Source organism: Flavivirga sp. 57AJ16, assembly GCF_028736925.1.
Taxonomy (GTDB): Bacteria; Bacteroidota; Bacteroidia; order Flavobacteriales; family Flavobacteriaceae; genus Flavivirga.
Genome location: NZ_JAQZAT010000019.1, coordinates 26,511 through 50,321, shown reverse-complemented (window position 1 = coordinate 50,321; position 23,811 = coordinate 26,511). Strand labels below are relative to the sequence as shown.

The following is a 23,811-nucleotide window of genomic DNA, read 5'->3' as shown; positions in this document are numbered from 1 at the left end:
AGGAGTTCATGAATCTTCGATTTCGGTTAAAAACAAAAAGTCAAGATGAGTTCAATATTAAAATTTAATTTTCTATTTGATCCATGGAAATGTAAATATATGTTCTATTTTTGATTTGAGTTTAATAACTTGAATGAAATATAAATGGATTTTAAATTAAAAAGGAATAATAAGCTACATGTTACTTCTTTAACAATTTTAAAACTTTCTGTTTTTTTTGTTTTTCTTGGTAGAGCATATCAGCATCTGTTCTGGGATGCTCCTTTTAGAGCTTTTTTTTGGGATGAACAATTGCTAAAGGTTTTTGTAGAAAGCATTTTAAAGATAACATGGGATGACTATGTTACAAGTGTTTCTGTAGACAACCTCATTCAAGGTCTGACCTTCTTTTTTGGAGCGGTATATGCTGTAGCTGCTATTATAGCATTGATCTTTCGTTATAATAATCGAGCACATAAAGTTATTTTACTTATAGGTTCTATGGGCCTGTTTATACTGGCATATTTATTAATGAAAGAGCAGTTTTATCGTTTTAGTCAATTTTTCGAGTACAGTTTGCAGTTTAGTATCCCTGTACTTTTAGTTTACTATAAGAGATCTTTTGTAAAAAAATACCTAGATCTAATCCTTAAGATTTTGATAGCCGTTGTTTTTGTTGCGCATGCTTTGTATGCGATTGGTTATTACCCAGTATCAGGACACTTTTTAGACATGACCATTAGTATTACAGGCTTTTCTGAAGAAGTTGCAAAAACATTTTTATTGATAGCTGGGGTTTTAGATATTTTAGTGGCCATCCTTATTTTTTTTCCTAGAGTCGTTAAGTATGTATTGATATATGCTATGGTATGGGGGCTGCTAACATCGTTTGCCAGAATAGTATCTGGGTTTTATTTCGATTTCTTTTGGGAATCCATACATTCTAGCCTGTATCAAGTAATTTATAGACTACCTCACGGTCTCATTCCCTTAATGGTACTATTTAGAATGAAAGAAAAAACCACGGCTATGTAACCGTGGTTTATATAGATTTTATGATCTTTTAAATTATTAGCTATTCAACATAACTGGCATAACCAGCATGGTTATATACTCCCCTTCATCAAGCCCATCTACAGGTGTTAGGATACCTGCTCTATTTGGCATACTCATTTCTAATTGTACTTCGTCTGAACCTAGGTTATTAAGCATTTCAGTTAAAAAACGGGAGTTAAAACCAATTTGCATATCATCACCCTGATAATCACAGGTTAAACGTTCTTCTGCTTTGTTGCTGTAATCTATATCTTCTGCCGAAATGTTAAGTTCTGCACCAGCAATTTTTAAACGTATTTGGTGTGTTGTTTTATTCGAAAATATGCTCACACGTCTTACAGAATTTAAAAATTGGGTTCTGTCAATTGTTAATTTATTAGGGTTTTCTTTTGGTATAACCGCCTCATAATTCGGATACTTCCCATCAATTAAGCGGCAAATTAATTCAGAATTTTCAAATGTGAATTTTGCGTTTGATTCGTTATACTCAATAGTCACATCATCTTCACTGGCAGCCAGAATACCTTTTAAAAGGTTTAAAGGTTTTTTGGGCATGATAAATTCTGCAACTTGGTTTGCCTTAATGTCCTCCCGTGTATATTTTACTAATTTATGTGCATCTGTAGCAACAAAGGTTAAACCTTCTGTCGAGAATTGAAAAAACACACCGCTCATTACAGGGCGTAAATCGTCATTTCCAGCTGCAAAGATAGTTTTGCTAATCGCTGTGGCCAATACATCTCCAGTGACAACCGTTTTACTTGGGTCTTCAAGAGCTACTGCTTTTGGGAACTCATTACCATCGGCATAAGCCAGTGCATATTTACCATGATTAGAACTGATCTCAACGATGTTATTATCTTCTACAACAAATGTAAGCGGTTGCTCAGGAAATGTTTTTAAAGTATCTAATAACAAACGAGCGGGAATGGCAACACTGCCTTTGCTATCACTTTCAACGTCAAGTGACGATGCCATAGTGGTTTCTAAATCACTCGCCGAAACAGTCAGTTTAGTATGGTCTAATTCAAATAAAAAATTATCTAAAATAGGTAAGGTATTAGAGCTATTAATAACACCCCCCAAAACTTGTAATTGTTTTAGTAAATAGGTACTGGATACTATAAATTTCATGTATTTATACTGGGTTAAAATTTTAATAAAGCTTATTTACAAATATATTCGATACAGACTAAAATTGGAAACAAACTTATTAACATTTAGGAAGCATACTTTTTCTTTCTGAAGTAATTAAACCCTAATCCGAAGACCGTTAACAATACCAATGGTAATGCGATATTTGTAAGCTGCCACTTGCTTTTTTGTGCTGCTATTTTTTGTTGATCAAGAAATGCCAAGGCAATTTCTTTAGACCGAATGTTTATAAGTCCATCATCATCCAATAAATAATTAACCGCATTTAACAAAAATTCTTTATTGCCGTAAGTTTTACCTGTCCAACGATCAAAACCTAATTCTTGTGGGTTATTTTTTATAACGTCATTTTTAATAACATCTCCATCAGCGATAACGATCATTTTAGTGGAGAGGCTTTTATTCTTTTCTTCCGGAAGCTGAAAGGGTTTTATACGATTGTTATAAATTGAGGTAAATTCACCTTCTAATAAAACCGCCAATGTTTGAGGGCCCTTGTTGAAACGTGCAGGATCAGGCTTTTTGGTCACTAAATCCAAACTGATCTCCCTTGGAGTCCCTTCTAGTGTTGTTAAAGGCGCCGTTTTTAGAAGAATCGTTTTGTTAATGTCATTTTTAAGCGTATCGATTTGGTTGGCAAAATCGAATTTTACTAAATTTAAATTATTAACAATGGGATGATTGCTGTTAGAGGCCGCTAATGGTGAATAGGGCCATCTCAAAGGTTGAAATTGCGACTCGCTACCTTCCCCAATGGCCAATGTAATAGGAGCAGAGTAGAGCGTACTTACTATTAACGGATTGATACGAACACCATATTTAAAAAAGAAATCGGTTAAATTTAAATCTCTGGTTACCGCAAAATTATGACCTGTATCATTATACAGGCTATCTTTTTCCATAGCTACTGCATCCACAAGCCATAAACTTTTGCCACCATTCATGGTAAATTGGTCTAACACCAATTTTTCTTTTTCGGTAAAGGCCTCGGTAGGTTTGGCCGAAATTATTAAGTCGTAGGCTTGTATGTCCTTAAGTGTTTTTTGCGGCTTGCTTGCAACGCTATCTAAAGTAAAAGGCGCAATAAAATAATACGTTCCAAGTTTTTTAACAAAGTCTGCAATGTATTTGTCTTCTAATTGATTATTGCCTTTTAAAATAGCAATTTTTCTACGTTTGGGCTTTGTTAACTTGCTAAATCCATCGGAGAAGGCATACTCTAAATGCTGTACCGAATTAGTAACCAATTCTTGTTGTGATGCCCCTATTTTATTTTTGATTAAAGGGATAATAACCGTTTGGTTGTTATAACTAGCTAAAGCCCATGGGAATATGACGGCTTGAGTCGCCTTTCCACTTTCCTGTACACTTAATTGCATGGGCGTTAATCCACGTTGTGCCAGTTGTTGTATGTTTCGTTCTCGAGTGGATTCGTCTTCTAACGGATTAATAAAATTGAAAAGAATATGACTGTTTTTTGCAGAAAACTCTTCAAGTAATTGTTTGGTTTCCTTTTGAAGGCGTCTAAATTCCGAAGGAAAATCATCACCACTTAAAAATACATCTACTACAATAGGCGATTCAATGTCCTTTATAATATTTATGGCAGATGCACTTAACGTATAACGGTTATCTACGGTTAAATCAAAACGTTTAAAAATTTTGCTGCTTAAAACATGGATTGCAATTATGGCAACTAAGAGTATGGTTATATGTTTAATATTTTTATTCAAAGGTCTTTTTTAATTGATATTGTTTAACACTTTCAACGATATTATTATTGAATATAATTTCTATACATTCCTGTCTATTATTAAAAGCACCTGGTTTAAAACCTAAATTGTAATTCCATTTATTGGATGATGTTGTTTTTAGGCTATCATTCCAGCCAAACCATTCGCTTTTCCCTAAAAGGGTTTCTATGTCTTTTTTATTTTTGCTAAGAAACAACTTTTTATCAAGTATTTCTTGACTCATTTCATAACGTAACGCTGGTTTATCCTTCCATGCTTCTACATTAAAATGCTTTTGATGATGGTAACTGCTAAAAATATTAAGTAGGGGGTAAAATACATAAAAATAAGCTAAAGGCGTTAATACCAAACTTATTAATAAACGAACCCATTTGCGTTTGTCTATGGTCATGGCAAATAACCAAACTAATGCAAAAACAAGTACTAAAAAAACAACAAACAAAGGCGTTAAAATCATTTGTTTTCTTTGTTAATATTTACTTTGGTTAACATTAAAAAGAAAATAGCAACGCTTAAAAAATATAGGATATCGCGCGTATCAAGTACACCACGGCTCATACTCTTATAGTGTACGCTCATTCCTAATTGTTCTATAAAATCGCTTGAAACAAAACCTGCAATACCTTCAAAACCTATATAAAATAGAAAACAAATAAAAACCGCTATGATAAAGGATACAATTTGATTGTCTGATAGGGAAGAAGCATATATCCCAATAGCTATATACGCTGCGATTAAAAATAATAGCCCGAAATAAGAACCAAGGGTACTGCCCATATCTAAATTGCCAATAGGACTTCCTAATTGGTAGACGGTGTAAACATAAAGCAAGGTTGGTAAAAGTGCGATTAAAATTAAAATAAAGGCACCAAAAAATTTTCCTAAAATAATGTTTATATGGGCTATTGGTTTTGTGAGCAAGAGTTCAAGAGTGCCTTGTTTTTTTTCATCAGAAAAGCTGCGCATGGTAACCGCAGGGATTAAGAATATTAAGATCCAAGGCGCTAATAGAAAGAAAGGGGATACATCTGCAAATCCAGAATCCAGAATATTAAATTCACCTTTAAATAACCATAAGAATAGCCCATTTAAGACCAAAAAGATGGCAATGACCAAATAACCAATGGGGGATGCGAAAAATGTGTTTATTTCTTTTTTTAGTATAGCTAACATGTCTTTTATTTTGTGCGCCACTTTCAATGCCCCTTAAAGATCGACTAAAGTGACGCGCTAATCTATAAAATTATATTTTTTTATTTGAAGGATCACCCTAACAAATTTATCCATGCCCTTATTTAGACGACCCAGTCCCTGCCTCGCCGGCAGGTAGGAAGCTGAGTACATGTTTTTGGATGGTAGTGAAAATTAGTGATTTCCTGCCTGCCGGCAGGTACTTTCATTTGAACATGGGTTTTGATGTGAAAAGTTGTTTATTTAAACAGAATTGCTTCGAAAACACCTTTAAAATCCCCTCAAGGGAACGATTTCAAAAGTTTAGGATTCCTCCCTGGGAGGATTAAGGAGGGTGTTTTATCTTTTTTAGAGATCTTTAATTCTGATAGTATTTCCCATGCTTCTGTATTGGGAATAAAATCATGATGTTTAGTGCCATCGTGCTAAATATAAAAGACATGGTTTCCTGAAGCCCTAAACTTGTTGGCCAAACAATTAATCCTGTTTACAACACCATCCGTATCATATCGGGGCGTTTCCGGAGTAAAGGAACCCTTTTGCATATCGATCATCAGTAGTGCTTTATGGTGCATATTCCTCTCTATTTTTCGGACATTCAAATTAAAGATTCTAATTTATCAACACTCCACGCCATGGGAGGCCTATTAAATAAAGGTTTGGTTTTGGCCCAAACATTTTTAAAAACATCAGATTGTCTGTAATGTTCTAAATCGTTTTCAGTTTCCCAATAACTATAGGTAAAAAAGATGGATGGGTCGTTTTTATCTCTATAAAGCTCTAATAATCGACAGCCTTTAAAATGTCTTATTTTTTCTTTATTAGCTTTAAAATGAGCTAGAAAGGTTTCGGTATTTTGTTCGTGAAACCCCATTTTTACAATTCTAACAAACATGCTTATGCTTTTATGAAATTAACACTTACAGTATCCATTAAGTCAAGCCCCATAAGCGTTGATGCACTACCAACGGTACTGCTATTACTTTTGTAGACGGCAATTTCCAAAAAATCACCGGAATTAAAAACCACTAGCCCTCGGCCTTCATCGTTCCGTTTGCTTTCTTCTATTTCGAAATTAACAAAATCACTGTATTTTTCATAAATGGTCTTAAATTTATTGTTTCTTGCCGAAATCTCAAAATCACGTCCTTTCTGTATCGCCTCAAAGAAGCTTCTTTTAATGTTTGTAATCACGTTACCGTAGTTGTCTATATAAATAACTCTACCAATAATTTGCGTTTTATCATCATTTACATAAGGGACAACGTTCTTAATAGGTTTTATCTCATCAATAGTTTTTCCAATAATTTCTAAAGTGCCTCCGCGTGCAATATGGCATGCCGCTTTTACAAATACATCTAGAACGGGAAAGCTTGTTTGTATTTTATCATGGATATTAATTTCTACAATTTTGTCGGGAGAAATTTCTGCACAGATCATGCTCATAATACCATTATTTGCACAAATAAAAAAATGATCGTCCAGTTTTACGGCAATGTGTTTATTTTCTGGGGTTATTTCAGAATCAATACCAATAATATGTATTGTGCCTTTAGGAAAACTACTGTACACATTTTTGATTATATAAGCCGCTTCAGGAATACTAAAAGGCGAAATAGAATGAGAGATATCAACAATCCTAGCATCTGGAAGTTCGCTATAAATGGCCCCTTTTGTTGCGCCAGCAAAGTGATCTTTTTCACCAAAATCGGTAGTTAATGTTATTATCGCCATTGGCAAAATTGTTGATATGTTTTTAGCGTTTGGTCACCCAAATTTATGTATTTTTGAGTTTTAACAAACCTACATAAAATTTTCGTTTTCATTTTATGTTTTGCATGAAAAATGTAGGTTCATGAAGACGTATTTAAAGAAATAAGAAAAACTGAATAAAACTAATGAAATCATTTCATCGATTAAATATTATTTTCATTTAAAATCTGATGAAATGCAAAAATAAAATCCACGCCTTTGAATGAAATTGTAATCGAACTTGAAGAAATTACTCCAAAAGAATTTTTCGGAGCACAAAATGCCAATATAGCACTTTTAAAAAAGTATTTTCCTAAACTCAAAATTGTCGCAAGGGGTAATAAAATTAAAGCCTTTGGTGATGAGGAACTATTAGAGGAATTCGACCGTAGAATCACGATGCTTTTAAAGCACTTTGCAAAATATAATAAGCTGGATGAGAATGTTATTGAGCGCGTTTTAACAAGCCAAAGTAGCGACGATTATACCACCTCAAAAGAAAGTGGTGAAGTTATCGTGCATGGGGTTGGTGGTAAACTTATAAAAGCGCAAACGGCAAATCAGCGTAAGTTGGTAGAGCTTATGCGTAAAAACGATATGGTTTTTGCTATTGGCCCTGCTGGTACGGGCAAAACCTATACGGGTGTTGCGTTGGCAGTTCAAGCACTAAAAAATAAGGAAGTTAAGCGTATTATTTTAACCCGTCCAGCCGTTGAAGCAGGTGAGAATTTAGGTTTTTTACCAGGCGATCTAAAGGAAAAATTGGACCCTTATATGCAACCATTATACGATGCATTACGTGATATGATCGCTCCCGAAAAGTTGGCAAGCTATATAGAAAAAGGCACCATTCAAATAGCACCATTGGCATTTATGCGTGGGCGAACGCTTGATAACGCTTTTGTGATTTTAGATGAAGGTCAAAACACAACACATGCACAAATGAAAATGTTTTTAACCCGTATGGGCAAAAACGCCAAGTTTTTATTGACTGGCGATCCCGGGCAAATAGATTTACCGCGTCGTACCATTTCGGGGTTAAAAGAAGCGTTGTTGATTTTGAAAAATGTAGATGGTGTAGGGATGGTATTTTTAGATGATAAAGATGTGATTCGTCACAAACTGGTTAAAAAGGTGATTGAGGCTTATGAAGGGATAGAGAACAGATCCTAATCCCTATTGTCCTTTGGACATTTCCCCAAAGGGGAAAATTAGCGGATTACAATAACATAAATATTAATTTAAAAAGAGTTTCTCTCCCTTAGGGAGAGCTATCTGAAAGACAGAGAGGGCTATGAGTAACACCATAATAGATACCAATTTCAATTTTCCAAACCAAAAGAGTGTTTACAAAGGAAAAGTAAGGGAAGTATACAATATCAATGATGATGAATTGGTCATGATTGCAACCGACAGACTTTCTGCGTTTGATGTTGTGATGCCCAAAGGGATTCCATATAAAGGGCAAATCTTAAATCAGATTGCGACCAAAATGATGGCTGCGACCGAAGATTTAGTCCCTAACTGGTTAACGGCGACACCAGACCCTAATGTAGCCGTAGGCCATCTATGTGCCCCCTTTAAGGTGGAAATGGTGATACGTGGGTATATGTCCGGGCATGCAGCACGCGAATATAAAGCTGGTAAGCGCTTGCTTTGTGGTGTGCCTATGCCAGAAGGCATGAAAGAAAACGATAAGTTCCCAGAGCCTATTATTACACCTGCAACTAAGGCGGAACAAGGGGATCATGATGAGGATATCTCTCGTGAGGATATTCTAAGACGTGGGATTGTTTCGGAAGCCGACTATGTGGTGTTAGAAGATTATACGCGTAAACTGTTTCAACGTGGCAGTGACATTGCGGCATCCCGAGGCCTTATTTTAGTAGATACTAAATATGAGTTTGGAAAAACCAAGGACGGACAAATTGTACTCATTGATGAAATACATACCCCGGATTCTTCTCGTTATTTTTATGCAGATGGCTATCAAGAACGTCAGGATAGAGGAGAAGCGCAGAAACAGCTTTCTAAAGAGTTTGTACGCCAATGGTTAATAAGCAATGGCTTTCAAGGATTGGAAGGACAGACGGTGCCTTTTATGAGCGATGATTATATTGAATCTGTTAGTGAGCGTTATATAGAGCTTTACGAGAATATTACGGGCGAAACCTTTGTAAAAGCAGATGTTTCTAATATACAGGAACGTATTGAAGGGAATGTGTTGGGGTATTTGGGGTAGAACTTTTCTTTGTGTGTTGTGCTTTGGTATGATTGATGTATTGCTAATGAAATAACGTTTCGAGGAATGGTATTTATTACAACGGTTGATGTAAGGGTAGTAGTCGGATGCATAGTGCTTTACTGTTAATTTAGGGAAAAGTTGAAGTGGGCAACAACCCTTGATATTACTACTATCTCGACTATTGTTTTTTATACTTCGTTATGGTCAGGCAGTTCTTTCAATTCATAACTAGTGCTTCGTCCACCACTAGCTTCTTTTTTTAAGATATCTTTTTTAATCAAATCTTGAATATCTCGAAGAGCTGTATCTTGAGAGCACTTGTTGATTTTTCCCCATTTCGAAGTTGTTAACTTTCCGTCAAATCCATCAAGCATTCTGTTTATTATTTTTTGTTGCCTGTTATTAAGAATTGTAATGGAATGTAATTTCCAAAATTCTGCTTTATGAAATATTTTCGATAAAGTTTCTTCTGTGGAGTCAATAGCATTTATTAAACATTGCAAAAACCACAAAACCCATTCTGTTATATCTGAATTTCCTTTTTGTGTTTTTTCAAGTTTTTCATAGTACTGTTTTCTTTCAACTCTAATTTGCGCAGACATACTGTAGAACCGCCTGATACTTTTGTCAGAACGAGTCAATGTCATATCTGTAATTGCTCTTGTAATTCGTCCGTTTCCATCGTCGAATGGGTGAATTGTTACGAACCATAAATGAGCAATAGCTGCTTTAAGAACCAAGTCTATTTCATGCTCGTTTTCAAACCATTCCAGAAATTTTATTATTTCTGGTTCTATTCTGTCAGAACTCGGAGCTTGATAATGAACTTTTTCTTTTCCCATAGGTCCTGACACAACTTGCATAGGACCAGTCGTGTCTTTTCTCCAGTCGGCAACTGTGATTTTATAAAGATTACTCCAACCTGAAGGGAACAGTGCTGCATGCCACCCAAACAATCTGTCTTTAGTTAAAGGCAAGTTATATCTTTGCGTAGCGTCAAGCATCATTTCAACTATACCTTCAACATGGCGATCCGATTCTACTGAGCCTGCAATTTCAATTCCTAGTCTTCGAGCAATTGAAGAACGTACTTGTTCTATTTCTAAAAAATCGCCTTCGATTTCAGATGATTTTATAACATCTAAAGTTAAGGTGTTCAATACCGCTTCATTTTGTAAATCAAAGCCCAGGGATTCCATTTTCCCAAGAAGCCTGCCTTGTTGATTTCTAGCTTCACCTAGTTTTGTCATCACTTTCTTATGGTCCCAAGTAAAGTCAGTCCAGTTTTCTTTTTCGTGTATATAAATTTTCATTCTACGCAAATTATGCGGTAAATATACTGCTTATTCTCCGCAAAAGAAATATTTCCCGTAAAATATGCTTAGATTACAGCTATTAATCTCCGCACTGTCATTTTTTTGCTTACAGGCAACATATTTGTATAAGATTAGTTGCGTGTTTCAAGGGCCTAACTTAGTAAATACAAACCGAATAGAAAAAATAGACTGCAGCCAAAATCTTAGACAAATTTGTTATAAATTTTATACGTTTTGTTGTAGCACGTTTTAATTTTTCGAACATTCTGGACATTTTAATAAAGCCTTCACTTTTATAAGCAGGGTTAGGGTATTTATAAAACCCTTTGCCAGTTGTAACTCCAAGCATCCTTTTGTAAATATGGGTTTTTGTAATATTTCAATAACTTTTTGAGAATCTTTATCTCCTGCTTTTACTGCTATTTTGTTAGTATTGTATACTGTGTTAATACTTAAGTGGGTTTTACATCAAACTCAACAAAAACCCAAACACCGCGCCACCCAAAACAATAAAAGCACTATTTAGTTTCTTAAAAACAAAAATGACTACTAAACTAACGACTGCTATTAAAACAGTTCGCCAATCTGTAACCGTATCTTTTATCATATTGATGCAGACAGTAAGGATTAAGGCAACAGCCGCAACGTTAACGGCATCTAAAAACGCCCTCATGATTTTTGATTTCCGCATTTTGGGAATCAAAGGATTTAAGATGAAGACGAAAAGAAAGGAAGGAAGAAAAATCCCAATGGTTGCAGCCATGGCACCCCAAATACCATGCATTTGCCAGCCAATAAATGTAGCGGTCGATAAAACAGGGCCCGGTGTGATCTGTCCGATGGCAACCGCATCAATGAGTGCCTGTCTTGTTAACCATCCGTTTGCAACCAATTCGGTATCGAGAAAAGCAAATAACACATAACCGCTGCCGTATAAAATAGCACCCACTTTTAAAAAGGTAAGAAATATTTTTAGCCCCCCTATTTTTAATGGATCCGTTGCCTGAAATATTAAAAGCGGTATAAAACTGTTTAAGTTGCTGCTTTTTTTTTTGATAAAATAAAGTGCTAAACCCAGTAAGCCACAACCAAAAAGTGCTGCTATTTCATTGACTCCAAATACACAGGCCGCTAAGGTGGCACTACCTAAGATAGCTAGCTCTGTATTTTTAATGGCCTTTTTGCCAAGACGGAAAGCTGCCATTAAAATAATGGCAATAACCGCAGGTTTAATACCATAAATAAAAGGTTCTACTTTTGGTAACTGACCATATTCCTGATAGAGGTACGCCAATACAGAAGTAATAACAACCGCTGGAAAAATAAAGCAAATTCCAGCGACTAATAAACCTTTCCACCCAGCGCGTTCATGTCCGCAGTGCATGGTCATTTCCGTAGAGTTAGGCCCTGGAATTAAGTTGGTGGCACCAACAAGATCGAGAAAGTGTTCTTGTGTCATCCACTTTCTTTTCTTAACCACCTCATCTTCCATCATAGCTATATGAGCAGCAGGGCCACCAAATGCGATACTGCCTAATTTTAAAAATAGTTTGGCAATTTCTATGGGTTTCGTTTTTTTGGACATGTTGTGATGTTCAAGGATATATAGCGTATTATTTGATTTTCTTCTTCTTTGGCTTACTGGCCTTTGCCAATGGGTTAAAAGCAATGCATAAATCCAACCAATACGACAAGTCGTCTTCAGTGTCAAAACCATCAGGTGTTACAAAAATATACCCTCGCATGGGGCGCCCCGTAAAGTCCATGGGCAAACATTCCGGTTTGTCAAGCTCCGCTTCATATACAGATTCGCCAACACGGGCCATTAATAAATGATCCCCGTATTTTTTATCTAAGTGAATCCCGCAAAGCATTTTATTATCGACCTTAAAACATAAACCTCCCATCATTTTAAGTTCCGTAAAGACCGCTCGTTTTTCCAGGAGTTGTTGCCGTATTCTATCTGCTAAATATTCGTCGTAAGCCATCGGGGTTTGTTTTAAATATTGAACTTAGAGTAAATTTAATACAATTTGTGAATTCAACTAGCAATAAATATAATTCAATAATAGTTAGCAGTATTTCCTTTGCGTCTTTGCGAGACCCACACAACATTCAGAGGTTTATCAAGCCCGATTGATTTAAAAAGAGCCCATTGCGGTAATGACCAGCCGACATACTTTAAGAGATTTACGAATTCAATTATCAATAAACAGTATATCAATAAACAGTATATCAATAATAGTTGGCGATATTTCCTTTGCGTCTTTGCGAGATTATCCTAAAAGCGATAGGTCACACCCCGTTCTTTCAACTATCGTATTCATACAAATATTGAATAATAAAAAGTTTGGACACGAATGACACTAATTAATGCGAATCCAATACTTTATGGCGTGATTGGCTCAAAACGAACACGAACTCCCAGCCTGCATAGGCTTAAAGGTCTAAAAAGTAAAGGCTATGTCACATTGATTTACTTCGGCTCCCTGACCGTCCGGCAGGCGGGCGCTCAGCATAAACTAAAGTCGAAATGTTTTAAATCACTGATAATCAACAATAGGTTTCGACAGAGCCTATGCTGAGTTTATCGAAGTACTCAACCTGACATATCAAATTATAAAGACTTTTTAAACATTCTCATTAGTGAAAATTTGTGCAATTCGTGTCTTTTTTAAAAAGGTATATACACGGTAGGTTCATTCAAAAGGTATTCATAACGATCATTATTAATCGACATAGTTTTAATACATTTATAAATTCAACTAACAAGGAATTATGAATCGATTGGAACAAATTGTTAAATCTTTTTCAGATTATGCCTGGGGATTGCCTTTAGTAGTACTGCTTATTGGAGGCGGATTGTACCTATTAATACTGTCAAGGTTTTTACCATTTAGGTTTATTGGTCATGCTATTGAAGTATTACGGGGTAAGTATGACGATCCTGACGATCCTGGGCAGATTAGTCATTTTAAAGCCTTAACGACTGCGCTTTCTTCTACGATAGGTATGGGCAATATTGCAGGTGTAGCGGTAGCGATTTCTGTAGGTGGTCCTGGCGCGATGTTTTGGATGTGGGTGAGTGCTATTGTTGGGATGTCGACCAAGTTTTTTACTTCCACTTTGGCCATTATGTATCGAGGAAAAGATAGTAAAGGCGACTTACAAGGAGGCCCTATGTACTTTATTATGGAAGGCCTGGGGAAACATTGGAAACCTTTAGCTATTGTGTTTAGTTTTTTTGGAATGATAGGCGCATTACCTGTAGTTAATGTGAATCAATTAACACAGGCCATAAATGATATTATATTAATACCAAATGGCGTTGCCGTTGATTTAAGGTCTAATCTCATCATTGCCTTGGTTTTGGTCTCGTCGACCTCGGTAGTTATTCTTGGTGGATTAAAACGTATTAGTCATGCCGCTTCTAAAATGGTGCCCTCTATGGTGTTATTGTATTTTCTGCTGGTCTTATTTATCTTAATTTCTAATTATGAGGTGGTTCCTAAATATTTTATGATGATTTTCACTGATGCTTTTACCGCTAATCATTTTACAGACGAACCATTTTTAGGAGGCGTACTTGGAGCACTTATTTTATTGGGAATTCGTCGTGGTGCCTTTTCGAATGAAGCTGGTATAGGAACAGCCCCCATGGCACATGGTGCAGCAAAAACGGATGAACCCGTGCGTGAAGGTTTAGTGGCCATGTTAGGCCCCGCTATAGATACATTGGTTGTTTGTACATTAACAGCTTTGGCTATTTTAGTAACAGGTGTTTGGGAAACAACCTCAGATAATGGCGTTAGTTTAACAGCGGCTGCATTTACCCATGCTATGCCCGTTTATGGTAAATATTTACTCATGCTTTGTGTTTTGATCTTTAGTGTGTCCTCATTATTTTCTTATGCATACTATGGTACAAAATGTATGTCGTTTTTAATAGGTGCAGAGAAAAAACACTATTATAATTACATTTATATTGTAAGCATTATATTAGCTGCTACGGCCCCTTTTAGTGTGATGTTAAATTTAATTGATGGCACTTTTGCCCTTATGGCGGTTCCAACCATGATAGCAACATTAATTTTGGGGTCTAAGGTTGTTAAGGAATTTAAAAAATATAGTAACCAATTAATCAAAAATAATCATGACGAAAAGTAACGCGAAAGCCTATTGGAAAGAAAACATAAGATATGTGCTTATACTATTGTTGGTATGGTTTCTAGTGTCTTATGGCGCAGGAATTATATTTAAGGACGTTCTTAATAACATTAAATTAGGAGGCTTTAAACTAGGCTTTTGGTTTGCACAACAAGGATCTATGTATGTGTTTGTCATCCTCATATTTGTATATGTTCGTCTTATGAATAAACTTGATAAAAAATATGGTTATGATGAGTAGTATGATGTTGGTTGCGCCATTGGACGTTCAAAATTGGACCTATATTTTTGTCGGTATTACGTTTGCCATCTATATTGGTATTGCTATTTGGTCTAGAGCAAGTTCTACAAAAGAGTTTTATGTCGCAGGTGGCGGTGTATCCCCATTGGCAAATGGTATGGCAACCGCAGCCGATTGGATGAGTGCGGCATCTTTTATATCTATGGCGGGGATTATATCTTTTGCCGGTTATGATGGTGCTGTTTATTTAATGGGGTGGACAGGTGGTTACGTATTGCTGGCCTTACTGTTAGCACCTTATCTACGAAAATTTGGAAAATTTACGGTGCCGGATTTTATAGGCGATCGATATTATTCAAAAACGGCACGGCTTGTCGCTGTGTTTTGTGCCTTATTAGTGTCCTTTACGTATGTTGCTGGGCAAATGCGAGGTGTTGGTATTGTATTTTCCCGTTTTTTGGAAGTTGATATTAATACAGGTGTTATTATTGGGATGATCATCGTATTGTTTTATGCCGTTTTGGGGGGGATGAAAGGAATCACCTATACTCAGGTAGCTCAATATTGTGTCCTTATTTTTGCTTTTATGGTGCCTGCCATTTTTATATCTATTCAAATGACAGGAAATCCGATTCCGCAATTAGGTTTTGGAGGCAAATTAGCAGATGGTTCTGGAACCTATTTGTTAGATAAGCTAGATGGCTTAAGTACCGAGCTTGGTTTTACCGAATATACAGAGGGTTCTAAATCGTTGATCGATGTTTTTGCGATAACGCTAGCGCTTATGGTAGGAACAGCAGGTTTGCCCCATGTCATTGTTCGTTTTTTCACCGTAAAACGTGTTAAAGATGCCCGTAAGTCTGCAGGAATTGCTTTATTGTTAATTGCTATCTTATATACAACAGCCCCAGCAGTGGCTGTTTTTGCCAGAACAAATATGATTGAAACCGTATCAAACCAACCATATAGCGGTGTTCCAGAATGGTTTAAAAAATGGGAAACAACAGGGTTGATTACGTTTACTGATAAGAATAATGATGGTAGGATTCAATATGTAGCAGATGCCTCTAAAAATGAGCTGGTTGTTGATAGGGATATCATGGTACTGGCAAATCCGGAAATCGCAAATTTACCAGGTTGGGTGATTGCATTAGTGGCAGCAGGAGGCTTGGCAGCAGCTTTATCTACTGCAGCAGGTTTATTATTGGTTATTTCTGCTTCGGTATCCCACGATTTAATTAAAAAGGTTATAAAACCTTCCATTTCAGAAAAAGGAGAATTAGTTGCTGCACGTTTATCGGCAGTTGGTGCCGTTTGTGTAGCGGGATATTTTGGGATTCATCCACCAGGTTTTGTGGCCGCAGTTGTCGCTTTGGCTTTTGGGCTCGCCGCAGCATCTTTTTTCCCCGCTATTATTTTAGGTGTTTTCTATAAACGTATGAATAAAGAAGGGGCTATTGCAGGTATGGTTGTAGGGATTACTTCTATGTTATTGTATATGATTAAATACAAACTAGGTTGGTTTGATGATGTGGTGCCGGATAAGAGTGCATGGTGGTTTGGTATTTCTCCAGAAGGATTTGGTACTGTAGCTATGATTTTAAACTTTGTTGTGTCCATAACGATCATGAAGTTTACACCAGCACCTCCTGAAGAAGTACAGGATATTGTGGAAAATATTAGAATCCCGAGTGGAGCAGGGGAAGCTACACATTGAAGTCGTTTATTTTATTTTGTCACATTGAATACTTCGTCTATTTTTTAATTATAATATTGATTTTATAAATAAGTTGCTGGAATTAAACTTTAATAATTAGCTATGATATAGCTAAATCATAATGATTTGACATAGCCTGTACTTGTGTTTTGTAGAAGTTTAAGAGACCTGACAGGTTTTAAAACCTGTCAGGTCTGCTCATTCTATTTTATCTTGATTCAACTATATGAAGGTGAAAATGAGATCTACTTGCCATCCTGCAACATCTGCTGAATTTGTTTAAGGAATATGACATTAAGCTTAAGCGACATCGCTGTTTTATTATAAAATATGTGTGCGATATAAATGAATTATTAACCATATTTTAAAATCCATTTGGTATTTTTATACTTAAATGTTAAAAAATGTGCTCGAGCACTTTTTTATGGATAAGTGATAAATTATGACTTATTTTTTCTATTTTTATACACCAAAACTAAAACAATACACATGAGTAATTATCACATAAAGCATTTAGAAGAGTACTATCAGGTTTATAGAAAATCGGTAAGAGAACCAGAAAATTTTTGGGAAGAAGTTGCAGAAGAGCATTTTATGTGGCAAAAAAAATGGGATCATGTACTTAGTTGGGATTTTATTAAGCCTGAAGTCAAATGGTTTGAAGGAGCACAGTTAAATATTACTGAAAACTGTATTGATAGACATTTAGCAACTCGTGGTAATAAAACGGCTATTTTATTTGAGCCAAATGACCCGAAAGAAGATGCTGAGCATATTACCTATACCCAATTGCACCAACGAGTTAATAAGTTTGCCAATGTGTTAAAAGACCAAGGCATAAAAAAAGGGGACCGTGTATGTGTTTATTTACCAATGATCCCAGAATTGGCTATTGCAGTTTTGGCATGTGCTAGAATAGGGGCGATCCATTCGGTAGTATTTGCAGGTTTTTCGGCAACAGCATTATCAACAAGAATTAATGATAGTGATTGTAAAATGGTTATTACCAGTGATGGATCTTATAGAGGCGCCAAAACAATTGATTTAAAAGGGATTGTTGATGAAGCCTTAAATGAATGTACCTGTGTTGAAACGGTTTTGGTAGCTAAGCGTATTCATTCCGATATTGATATGAAATCTGGTCGTGATAAATGGTTGCAACCACTTCTAGACGCAGCTTCAACAGACTGTAAGGCAGCCCTTATGAATGCTGAGGATCCTTTATTTATACTCTATACATCAGGCTCAACCGGGCTACCTAAAGGGATGGTACATACTACTGCCGGTTATATGGTTTATACGGCTTATTCATTTAAAAATGCGTTTCAATATAAAGAAGATGATGTCTATTGGTGTACTGCCGATATTGGTTGGATTACCGGGCATAGTTACATCGTTTATGGTCCCTTAGCAAATGGAGCGACTACGATTATGTTTGAAGGCGTACCGAGTTATCCGGATTTTGGACGCTTTTGGGAGATTATAGAAAAGCATAAAGTGAATCAATTTTATACAGCTCCAACTGCTATTCGTGCCTTGGCTAAACAAGGTTTAGAATTGGTTGAAAAATATGATCTATCAACGCTTAAAGTTTTAGGATCTGTAGGAGAGCCGATAAACGAAGAAGCATGGCACTGGTATAATGACAATGTTGGTAAAAAGAAAAGCCCTATAGTCGATACTTGGTGGCAAACTGAAACAGGCGGTATTATGATTACGCCCATTCCGTTTGTAACACCAACAAAGCCAACCTATGCCACCTTACCGTTTATTGGTATTCAGCCCGCTTTAATGGATGAAGATGGAAACGAATTAAAAGGAAACCAAATAGATGGCCGTTTATGTATAAAATTCCCATGGCCAAGTATGGCACGAACCATTTGGGGAAATCATCAACGTTATAAGGACACATATTTTTCAGCATATAAAAACATGTATTTTACGGGAGATGGTGCGCTACGGGATGATGTAGGCTATTACAGGATTACGGGACGTGTGGACGATGTCATTATTGTATCTGGTCATAATTTAGGAACAGCACCTATTGAGGATGCTATTAACGAACATCCAGCAGTTGCGGAATCTGCCATTGTAGGCTTTCCACATGATGTAAAAGGAAATGCCTTATATGGTTATGTCATTTTAAAGGATGTAGGTGAAACGAGAGACCAGGATAATTTGCGTAAAGAAATCAATCAGATTATTACCGAACATATCGGTCCTATTGCAAAACTGGACAAGATTCAATTTACAAAAGGCCTACCAAAAACACGTTCCGGTAAAATTATGAGACGTATTTTGAGAAAAATTGCTCATAAAGACACTAGTAACTTAGGGGATACAAGCACACTTTTAAATCCGGAAGTGGTTCAGGATATTATGGATAATGCGCTTTAGGTATACGACCTCGGAGCAAGCTCACGAGGCATTCATAAAGAAAAACCATTAAGGACAGGTATCATTGAAGTTATAGCTAAATCATTATAAAAAATCATTTTTATTTACAACCCAGAAGACCTGTCAGGTTTTAAAACCTGACAGGTCTAAAATAACTGAAAAAACAATCGATAAGATACTATTGTTTCTGATTTAAAAAAAAGCTTCGAACGACATTTTACCTTGGTTTGACTATATAAAAGACTATGGAGCTATTCATTCAATAAATATTCCCATTGCAGGTTTTTGCGTTTATCCAGTCGCGATAGAATTTTTAGAAAAACAATAGCTGTTATTAAGGCATCCCCATTAGCGGTATGCCTATCTACTTTTGGAACATTAAGCTCTTTGCATAAATCGTCTAATGTGTCATGTTTTTTTAAATGCTCTCGATAAATAATATGTTTCGATTTATAGAATAAATGACCCGTATCAATAAAACTGTTCTGTAGTTTCCCAAGGCCATGTCTTGCCAGCATTTCATTCACCATATTTTTATCAAAATTAGCATGATGTGCTATTAAAACGGCATTTTTTATATAGGCTAAAAATAGTTTAATAGCTTCAAGTTCGGTCACTTTTTCTAAAGCGTTTTTTTTCATTAGCCCATGAATTTTAACGGTTTCCGGGTTAAAGATTTCTTGTTCTAAATAGAGTTCCAAACTATCATTTACATGAATGGATTTACCTATAAAAGTCACAGCTCCAATAGACAGGATTCTATCATTTTTTTTATCAAAACCAGTAGTTTCGGTATCAAAGGCGATAAAGCGGGTTTCTTCAATCGGACTTTTCTTAAAATTTTTAAAGCTATCCATATAATCCATCCAAAAATCCGGGTAGTCTTTTTTGTTTTTATGAAACCATTTTAAAATCATTTAAATAAAGTTTTTTAAGTCAAATCTGATTTTTAAAGTTTCCTGAATTTTTTGGATAGGCTTAAAGCACCGTCTAAGTTTTAGTTTTTCTTCCTTAGTTAAGGTTTCCAGATCTATAAATTTACCAGAATTACCATGTAACAGGCCTTGCTTGGTTTTAAATTTGGATAGTGCTTTAAAGGCATAAGAACAGGATTCGTGTAATTCCTTGTTTTGAGGTTCGAGCTCTGCTAATTTTTCAAAACGTTCACTGGTATTGTTAACCCCTTTTATTTGTTTAGATAAGATGAGTAATCTGGCCGCATCAATAAGGGGCATTAGTGCTCTACTTTTAATATTGAAAAGCTCTTTTTGATCCCCATTTTGTTCTACTAAAAATTGTTTAAAAAAACCAAGGGGAGAGGGGCTTTTAATGGCGTCACGCCCTAAAAATTTATAAAATAGATTCGTTTCTTCTAAAGTTGCAAAAATGGTATCCGTAAGGTCGTTAACCAATTGTTTGTTTCCATAAACACAGTTATAGTCAAAAAATATAGAAGATAATAAAACGGCTTTTTCATCAGGTTTTAAAATCCAATTTTTAAATTGAGTTTTCCATGCTGTTAAAGATTTACACCATTCAGGATTGCTAGCCATCATATCGGCTTTACAATATTCGAATCCAATTTTATTTAAGGATTTGGTCACCAATTTGGCAAGTTGTAAAAAATAGTTTTGGGTTTCTTCATAGTGTTCTTTCGGTACATCTTCAAATACCAGAGCATGATCCTGATCTGTAAAAAGTAACTGCTCTTTACGTCCTTGACTTCCTAAGGCAAGCCAAGAAAAGGCCACAGGAGGCACAGTGGGCATTTTTTTAAGAGCTAATTCAATAACTCGAACAGTAACGGCATCGTTAATTTGGGAAATCACATTTATAATGTGGGAAATGGGTATGTTTTGTTCTATATAACTTTTTAATAAAGAGTTTCCCTTAAGCCTGGCTGCACGTAGTTTTTTAGTTCGCTTGGCTCTTTTTATCTCCTTAAGTATCACGGTAGGACTATTACCTAAGGTCACCAAAACGTCGTGGTGGGTTAAAACGCCAATAAGTTTAGAATTAACGGTACCGTCTTTAGTAATACACAAATGCCCAATACTATGTTTTATCATTTGCATTTGTCCATCCGCTATGGTTAAACCTTTTTTTTCTGTTATAACAGGGGAACTCATAATATCGGTTACGGGGGTCTCTATAGGGAATAGTCCTGTAGCTATTTTATTTTTAATATCGCTATTGGTAATAATGCCAACTGGTTTTTTTTCATTATCAACCACCACGATACAGCCAATTTTGTGCGTACTCATTTTTTTTGCGGCCTCTTTTAAAGAGGACTCCATAGTACAGATAATAGGGGATTTTGTATAGTTTGCTGTTTGGAAATTTACCATGTCTTGAGACTTATTGGGTAAATAATCAACAAAAATTTTACCAGCGATTTCTGCTGAATAGGGATCGTAAGCATTAGATGCAAACGCTGTAATTAAATATTTCTGAATCTGGGTATTGTAATCTGTCACAGATTGAAAAACAGCAATGGGTATGGCATAGACTATAGATTCTTCATTAGCAGTAGCGGTTAATTTATACGGTTCTTTAGTTATAAGTGGGCGCAAACCAAAAACATCACCAGTGTCATGGATATTCATAATGTTTTTAACACCATCATGGGTGTAATATAGATTGATGGCGCCGTCCCGTACTATGTAAAAATTATTGTGACAAGTATCATCCTTTTTAAATAGAGTATCTCCTTTTTCTAAATAAATAATGGTAACTTCTGTAGCAATTTCTAATAAAGTTTTATTAGAAAGCATGTAAAAAGGCGGATAGCCATTTAAAAAATCAACAACACGTTCAGCTATAGAGTTCTTCATAAACTTTTCTTTTGCTCATAAGTATTTTTAATATCTATGCTTATTTGGGGTATATACTTTATTAGTTATTGTATCCATTGATTCGTGGCAATTACCAACAATATAATGAGTGTACGAATATAATAAATCTATTAGCTTTATAATTGGATCTTATTAAATATGAATCGTAATAAAGATTAGTTAATTTAGCAATCTATACTTATACTCAACTAGGTATTATTGATTAAAATCATTTCGATGCAACACCTCAAGAACACTCCAAAAACCAGAACCAAAAATAAAGTAACTATGTCGCAAGCCTTTAAGACCATTATATGGCCAAGGCGTAACTTGGTGTTTATTGGTTTGGTTTTAATAGTTATTAGAAGTTTGGCAGGTTTAGTTTTGCCTTGGCAAAGTAAAGTATTGTTGGACGAGGTCGTGCCAAGTAAAGATATGGGGCTGTTATATAATTTAATAGCCATTGTTTTAAGTGCTATTTTAGTACAAGCGCTTACGTCGTTTTTACTAACACGGATATTGAGTGTGCAAGCCCAATATTTAATTAGTGAATTACGGGTGCAAGTACAGAAAAAAGTCCTCTCATTGCCTATTGGTTTTTTCGATAACACCAAATCGGGTGCTTTGGTATCGCGTATTATGAGCGATGTTGAAGGGGTTCGAAATCTTATTGGTACAGGCTTGGTGCAGTTGGTAGGCGGCTCCTTTACGGCCATTGTGTCTTTGGTTATTTTAATAAAACTGAATCCGTGGATGACACTTTTTGTATTTGTACCGCTTTCTATATTTGGATATGTTGCCCTTAGGGCCTTTAAATATATTCGACCTGTTTTTAGAAAACGAGGTAAAATAAATGCAGAAGTTACAGGGAGGCTTACCGAAACTTTGGCTGGTGTTCGTGTCATTAAGGCCTTTAATGCCGAAACACAGGAAAACAGGATTTTTGAAAAAGGGGTCGACAGGTTATTTCAAAATGTAAAGAAGAGCTTAACGGCTACAGCTATAATGACCAGTTCTTCAACTTTTTTAATAGGTGTTGCTACCACAGGAATTATGGCAATAGGAGGTTACTATATGATGCAAAGTGAGATGACCACCGGTGAGTTTTTGTTCTTTACGCTCATTTTAGGATTTATGATCGCGCCTATAGTACAGATGAGCAATATTGGAAGTCAGTTAACAGAAGCTTTAGCAGGTTTGGATAGAACAGAAGAGCTTATGAATATGACTGCAGAAGAAGATGATAAGGAAAGAACCATTCAACTGGAAACCATAAAGGGCGATATTGTTTTTAACGATGTATCATTTTCTTATGAGGAAGGTAAAGAAGTATTACATCATATTAGTTTTAAAGCGCCAGCAGGTTCAACAACGGCTTTAGTTGGAAGTTCGGGGTCGGGTAAATCGACCATAGCAAGTTTGTCCGCTTCGTTTTTAAATCCGAAATCAGGAAAGGTAACTATAGATAATCAAGACCTGTCTAAAGTAAAATTAAAAACCTACCGCCAGTATTTAGGTGTGGTTCTGCAAGATGAGTTTTTATTCGAGGGCACTATTAGGGAAAATATCATGTTCCCAAGACCAGATGCCGCAGAGGCTGAATTACAAAATGCTGTAAAAGCGGCCTACGTAAATGAGTTCACAGATCGTTTTGAGGATGGTCTGGAAACTTTAATTGGAGAAAGAGGCGTCAAGTTATCTGGAGGTCAGCGACAACGATTGGCCATTGCACGCGCTATTTTAGCAGATCCAAAAATTATTATTTTAGATGAAGCAACTTCTAGTCTGGATACAGAAAGTGAAGCTTTGATCCAGAAGAGTTTAGGGGAATTAATTAAAAACAGGACCACTATCGTTATTGCCCACCGATTGAGTACTATTAGAAAAGCAGATCAAATTCTAGTCATTGAAGCTGGGCATATTGTAGAACGAGGTACACATGATGAGTTGATTGCCTTAAATGGCAGATATTATGATTTATACACGTATCAAGCCAAGATTTAATCT

The 23,811-nt window shown here is 35.9% G+C and carries 20 protein-coding genes; 8 read left to right on the top strand and 12 right to left on the bottom strand.

Annotated elements, in window-relative coordinates; all coding sequences use genetic code 11:
• The first annotated feature begins 144 nt into the window (after positions 1-144).
• Positions 145-1,014, top strand: coding sequence for a DoxX-like family protein (locus tag PQO00_RS17490; RefSeq protein WP_274186150.1), 870 nt, complete (start codon positions 145-147; stop codon positions 1,012-1,014).
• A 36-nt stretch (positions 1,015-1,050) separates the two neighbouring features.
• Here PQO00_RS17490 and dnaN read toward each other — a convergent pair whose 3' ends face one another.
• The 7 genes from dnaN to PQO00_RS17455 all read right to left on the bottom strand — a co-directional run bounded on the left by dnaN (position 1,051) and on the right by PQO00_RS17455 (position 6,869).
• Positions 1,051-2,169, bottom strand: coding sequence for a DNA polymerase III subunit beta (dnaN, locus tag PQO00_RS17485; protein WP_274186149.1), 1,119 nt, complete (start codon positions 2,167-2,169; stop codon positions 1,051-1,053).
• Positions 2,170-2,255: 86 nt separating this feature from the next.
• The gene (gene gldG, locus PQO00_RS17480) at positions 2,256-3,923 is read right to left on the bottom strand and encodes a gliding motility-associated ABC transporter substrate-binding protein GldG (RefSeq protein WP_274186148.1); all 1,668 of its coding nucleotides are present in this window, start codon (positions 3,921-3,923) and stop codon (positions 2,256-2,258) included.
• The gene (locus PQO00_RS17475) at positions 3,916-4,401 is read right to left on the bottom strand and encodes a hypothetical protein (protein WP_274186147.1); all 486 of its coding nucleotides are present in this window, start codon (positions 4,399-4,401) and stop codon (positions 3,916-3,918) included. The genes gldG and PQO00_RS17475 overlap by 8 nt, the downstream gene beginning before the upstream one ends.
• Positions 4,398-5,117 carry a gliding motility-associated ABC transporter permease subunit GldF gene (gene gldF / locus PQO00_RS17470; protein WP_274186146.1) on the bottom strand — a complete coding sequence of 240 codons (720 nt, stop codon included), beginning with the start codon at positions 5,115-5,117 and terminating at the stop codon, positions 4,398-4,400. The genes PQO00_RS17475 and gldF overlap by 4 nt, the downstream gene beginning before the upstream one ends.
• Before the next feature lie 443 nt (positions 5,118-5,560).
• Positions 5,561-5,710 (bottom strand): isochorismatase family protein, encoded by a 150-nt coding sequence (locus PQO00_RS17465; RefSeq protein WP_274186145.1) that lies wholly within the window; start codon positions 5,708-5,710, stop codon positions 5,561-5,563.
• Between the two features lie 23 nt (positions 5,711-5,733).
• Positions 5,734-6,030: a putative quinol monooxygenase gene (locus PQO00_RS17460; protein WP_274186144.1), complete on the bottom strand. Its 297-nt coding sequence runs from the start codon at positions 6,028-6,030 to the stop codon at positions 5,734-5,736.
• 2 nt (positions 6,031-6,032) lie between these two features.
• Positions 6,033-6,869 (bottom strand): S-adenosyl-l-methionine hydroxide adenosyltransferase family protein, encoded by an 837-nt coding sequence (locus PQO00_RS17455; RefSeq protein ID WP_274186143.1) that lies wholly within the window; start codon positions 6,867-6,869, stop codon positions 6,033-6,035.
• Between the two features lie 237 nt (positions 6,870-7,106).
• Here PQO00_RS17455 and PQO00_RS17450 point away from each other — a divergent pair, with 237 nt between their 5' ends.
• Positions 7,107-8,060, top strand: a complete 954-nt coding sequence (locus PQO00_RS17450) for a PhoH family protein (RefSeq protein WP_274186142.1) — start codon at positions 7,107-7,109, stop codon at positions 8,058-8,060.
• A 121-nt stretch (positions 8,061-8,181) separates the two neighbouring features.
• On the top strand, positions 8,182-9,129 hold the full coding sequence (locus PQO00_RS17445; protein ID WP_274186141.1) for a phosphoribosylaminoimidazolesuccinocarboxamide synthase: 948 nt from the start codon (positions 8,182-8,184) through the stop codon (positions 9,127-9,129).
• Positions 9,130-9,320: 191 nt separating this feature from the next.
• Here PQO00_RS17445 and PQO00_RS17440 read toward each other — a convergent pair whose 3' ends face one another.
• From PQO00_RS17440 to PQO00_RS17430, 3 genes are all read right to left on the bottom strand, one after another.
• Positions 9,321-10,445, bottom strand: coding sequence for a Fic family protein (locus PQO00_RS17440; RefSeq protein WP_274186140.1), 1,125 nt, complete (start codon positions 10,443-10,445; stop codon positions 9,321-9,323).
• 466 nt (positions 10,446-10,911) lie between these two features.
• The gene (gene chrA / locus PQO00_RS17435) at positions 10,912-12,033 is read right to left on the bottom strand and encodes a chromate efflux transporter (protein WP_274186139.1); all 1,122 of its coding nucleotides are present in this window, start codon (positions 12,031-12,033) and stop codon (positions 10,912-10,914) included.
• Positions 12,034-12,061: 28 nt separating this feature from the next.
• Complete coding sequence (locus tag PQO00_RS17430; RefSeq protein WP_274186138.1) at positions 12,062-12,436, bottom strand: TfoX/Sxy family protein; 375 nt, start codon at positions 12,434-12,436, stop codon at positions 12,062-12,064.
• Between the two features lie 790 nt (positions 12,437-13,226).
• Between PQO00_RS17430 and PQO00_RS17425 the strand changes: the two genes are divergently transcribed.
• The 4 genes from PQO00_RS17425 (at position 13,227) to acs (ending at position 18,970) form a co-directional block, all read left to right on the top strand.
• Entirely contained in the window at positions 13,227-14,615 is a 1,389-nt protein-coding gene (locus PQO00_RS17425; RefSeq protein WP_274186137.1) for a sodium:alanine symporter family protein, read from the top strand.
• Positions 14,602-14,856, top strand: coding sequence for a DUF4212 domain-containing protein (locus PQO00_RS17420; RefSeq protein ID WP_274186136.1), 255 nt, complete (start codon positions 14,602-14,604; stop codon positions 14,854-14,856). The genes PQO00_RS17425 and PQO00_RS17420 overlap by 14 nt, the downstream gene beginning before the upstream one ends.
• A 19-nt stretch (positions 14,857-14,875) precedes the next feature.
• Positions 14,876-16,573 carry a sodium:solute symporter family protein gene (locus PQO00_RS17415; RefSeq protein ID WP_274186182.1) on the top strand — a complete coding sequence of 566 codons (1,698 nt, stop codon included), beginning with the start codon at positions 14,876-14,878 and terminating at the stop codon, positions 16,571-16,573.
• Between the two features lie 489 nt (positions 16,574-17,062).
• Positions 17,063-18,970, top strand: coding sequence for an acetate--CoA ligase (acs, locus tag PQO00_RS17410; RefSeq protein WP_274186135.1), 1,908 nt, complete (start codon positions 17,063-17,065; stop codon positions 18,968-18,970).
• Between the two features lie 251 nt (positions 18,971-19,221).
• On the opposite strand, the gene PQO00_RS17405 is transcribed toward acs, so the two are convergent.
• Both PQO00_RS17405 and PQO00_RS17400 read right to left on the bottom strand, forming a co-directional pair.
• Positions 19,222-19,887, bottom strand: coding sequence for a 3'-5' exonuclease (locus tag PQO00_RS17405; protein ID WP_274186134.1), 666 nt, complete (start codon positions 19,885-19,887; stop codon positions 19,222-19,224).
• The gene (locus PQO00_RS17400) at positions 19,888-21,804 is read right to left on the bottom strand and encodes a DUF294 nucleotidyltransferase-like domain-containing protein (protein WP_274186133.1); all 1,917 of its coding nucleotides are present in this window, start codon (positions 21,802-21,804) and stop codon (positions 19,888-19,890) included. It lies immediately after the preceding gene.
• Positions 21,805-22,041: 237 nt separating this feature from the next.
• On the opposite strand from PQO00_RS17400, the gene PQO00_RS17395 reads away from it, so the two are divergent.
• Entirely contained in the window at positions 22,042-23,808 is a 1,767-nt protein-coding gene (locus PQO00_RS17395) for an ABC transporter ATP-binding protein (RefSeq protein ID WP_274186132.1), read from the top strand.
• Positions 23,809-23,811 lie beyond the last annotated feature (3 nt).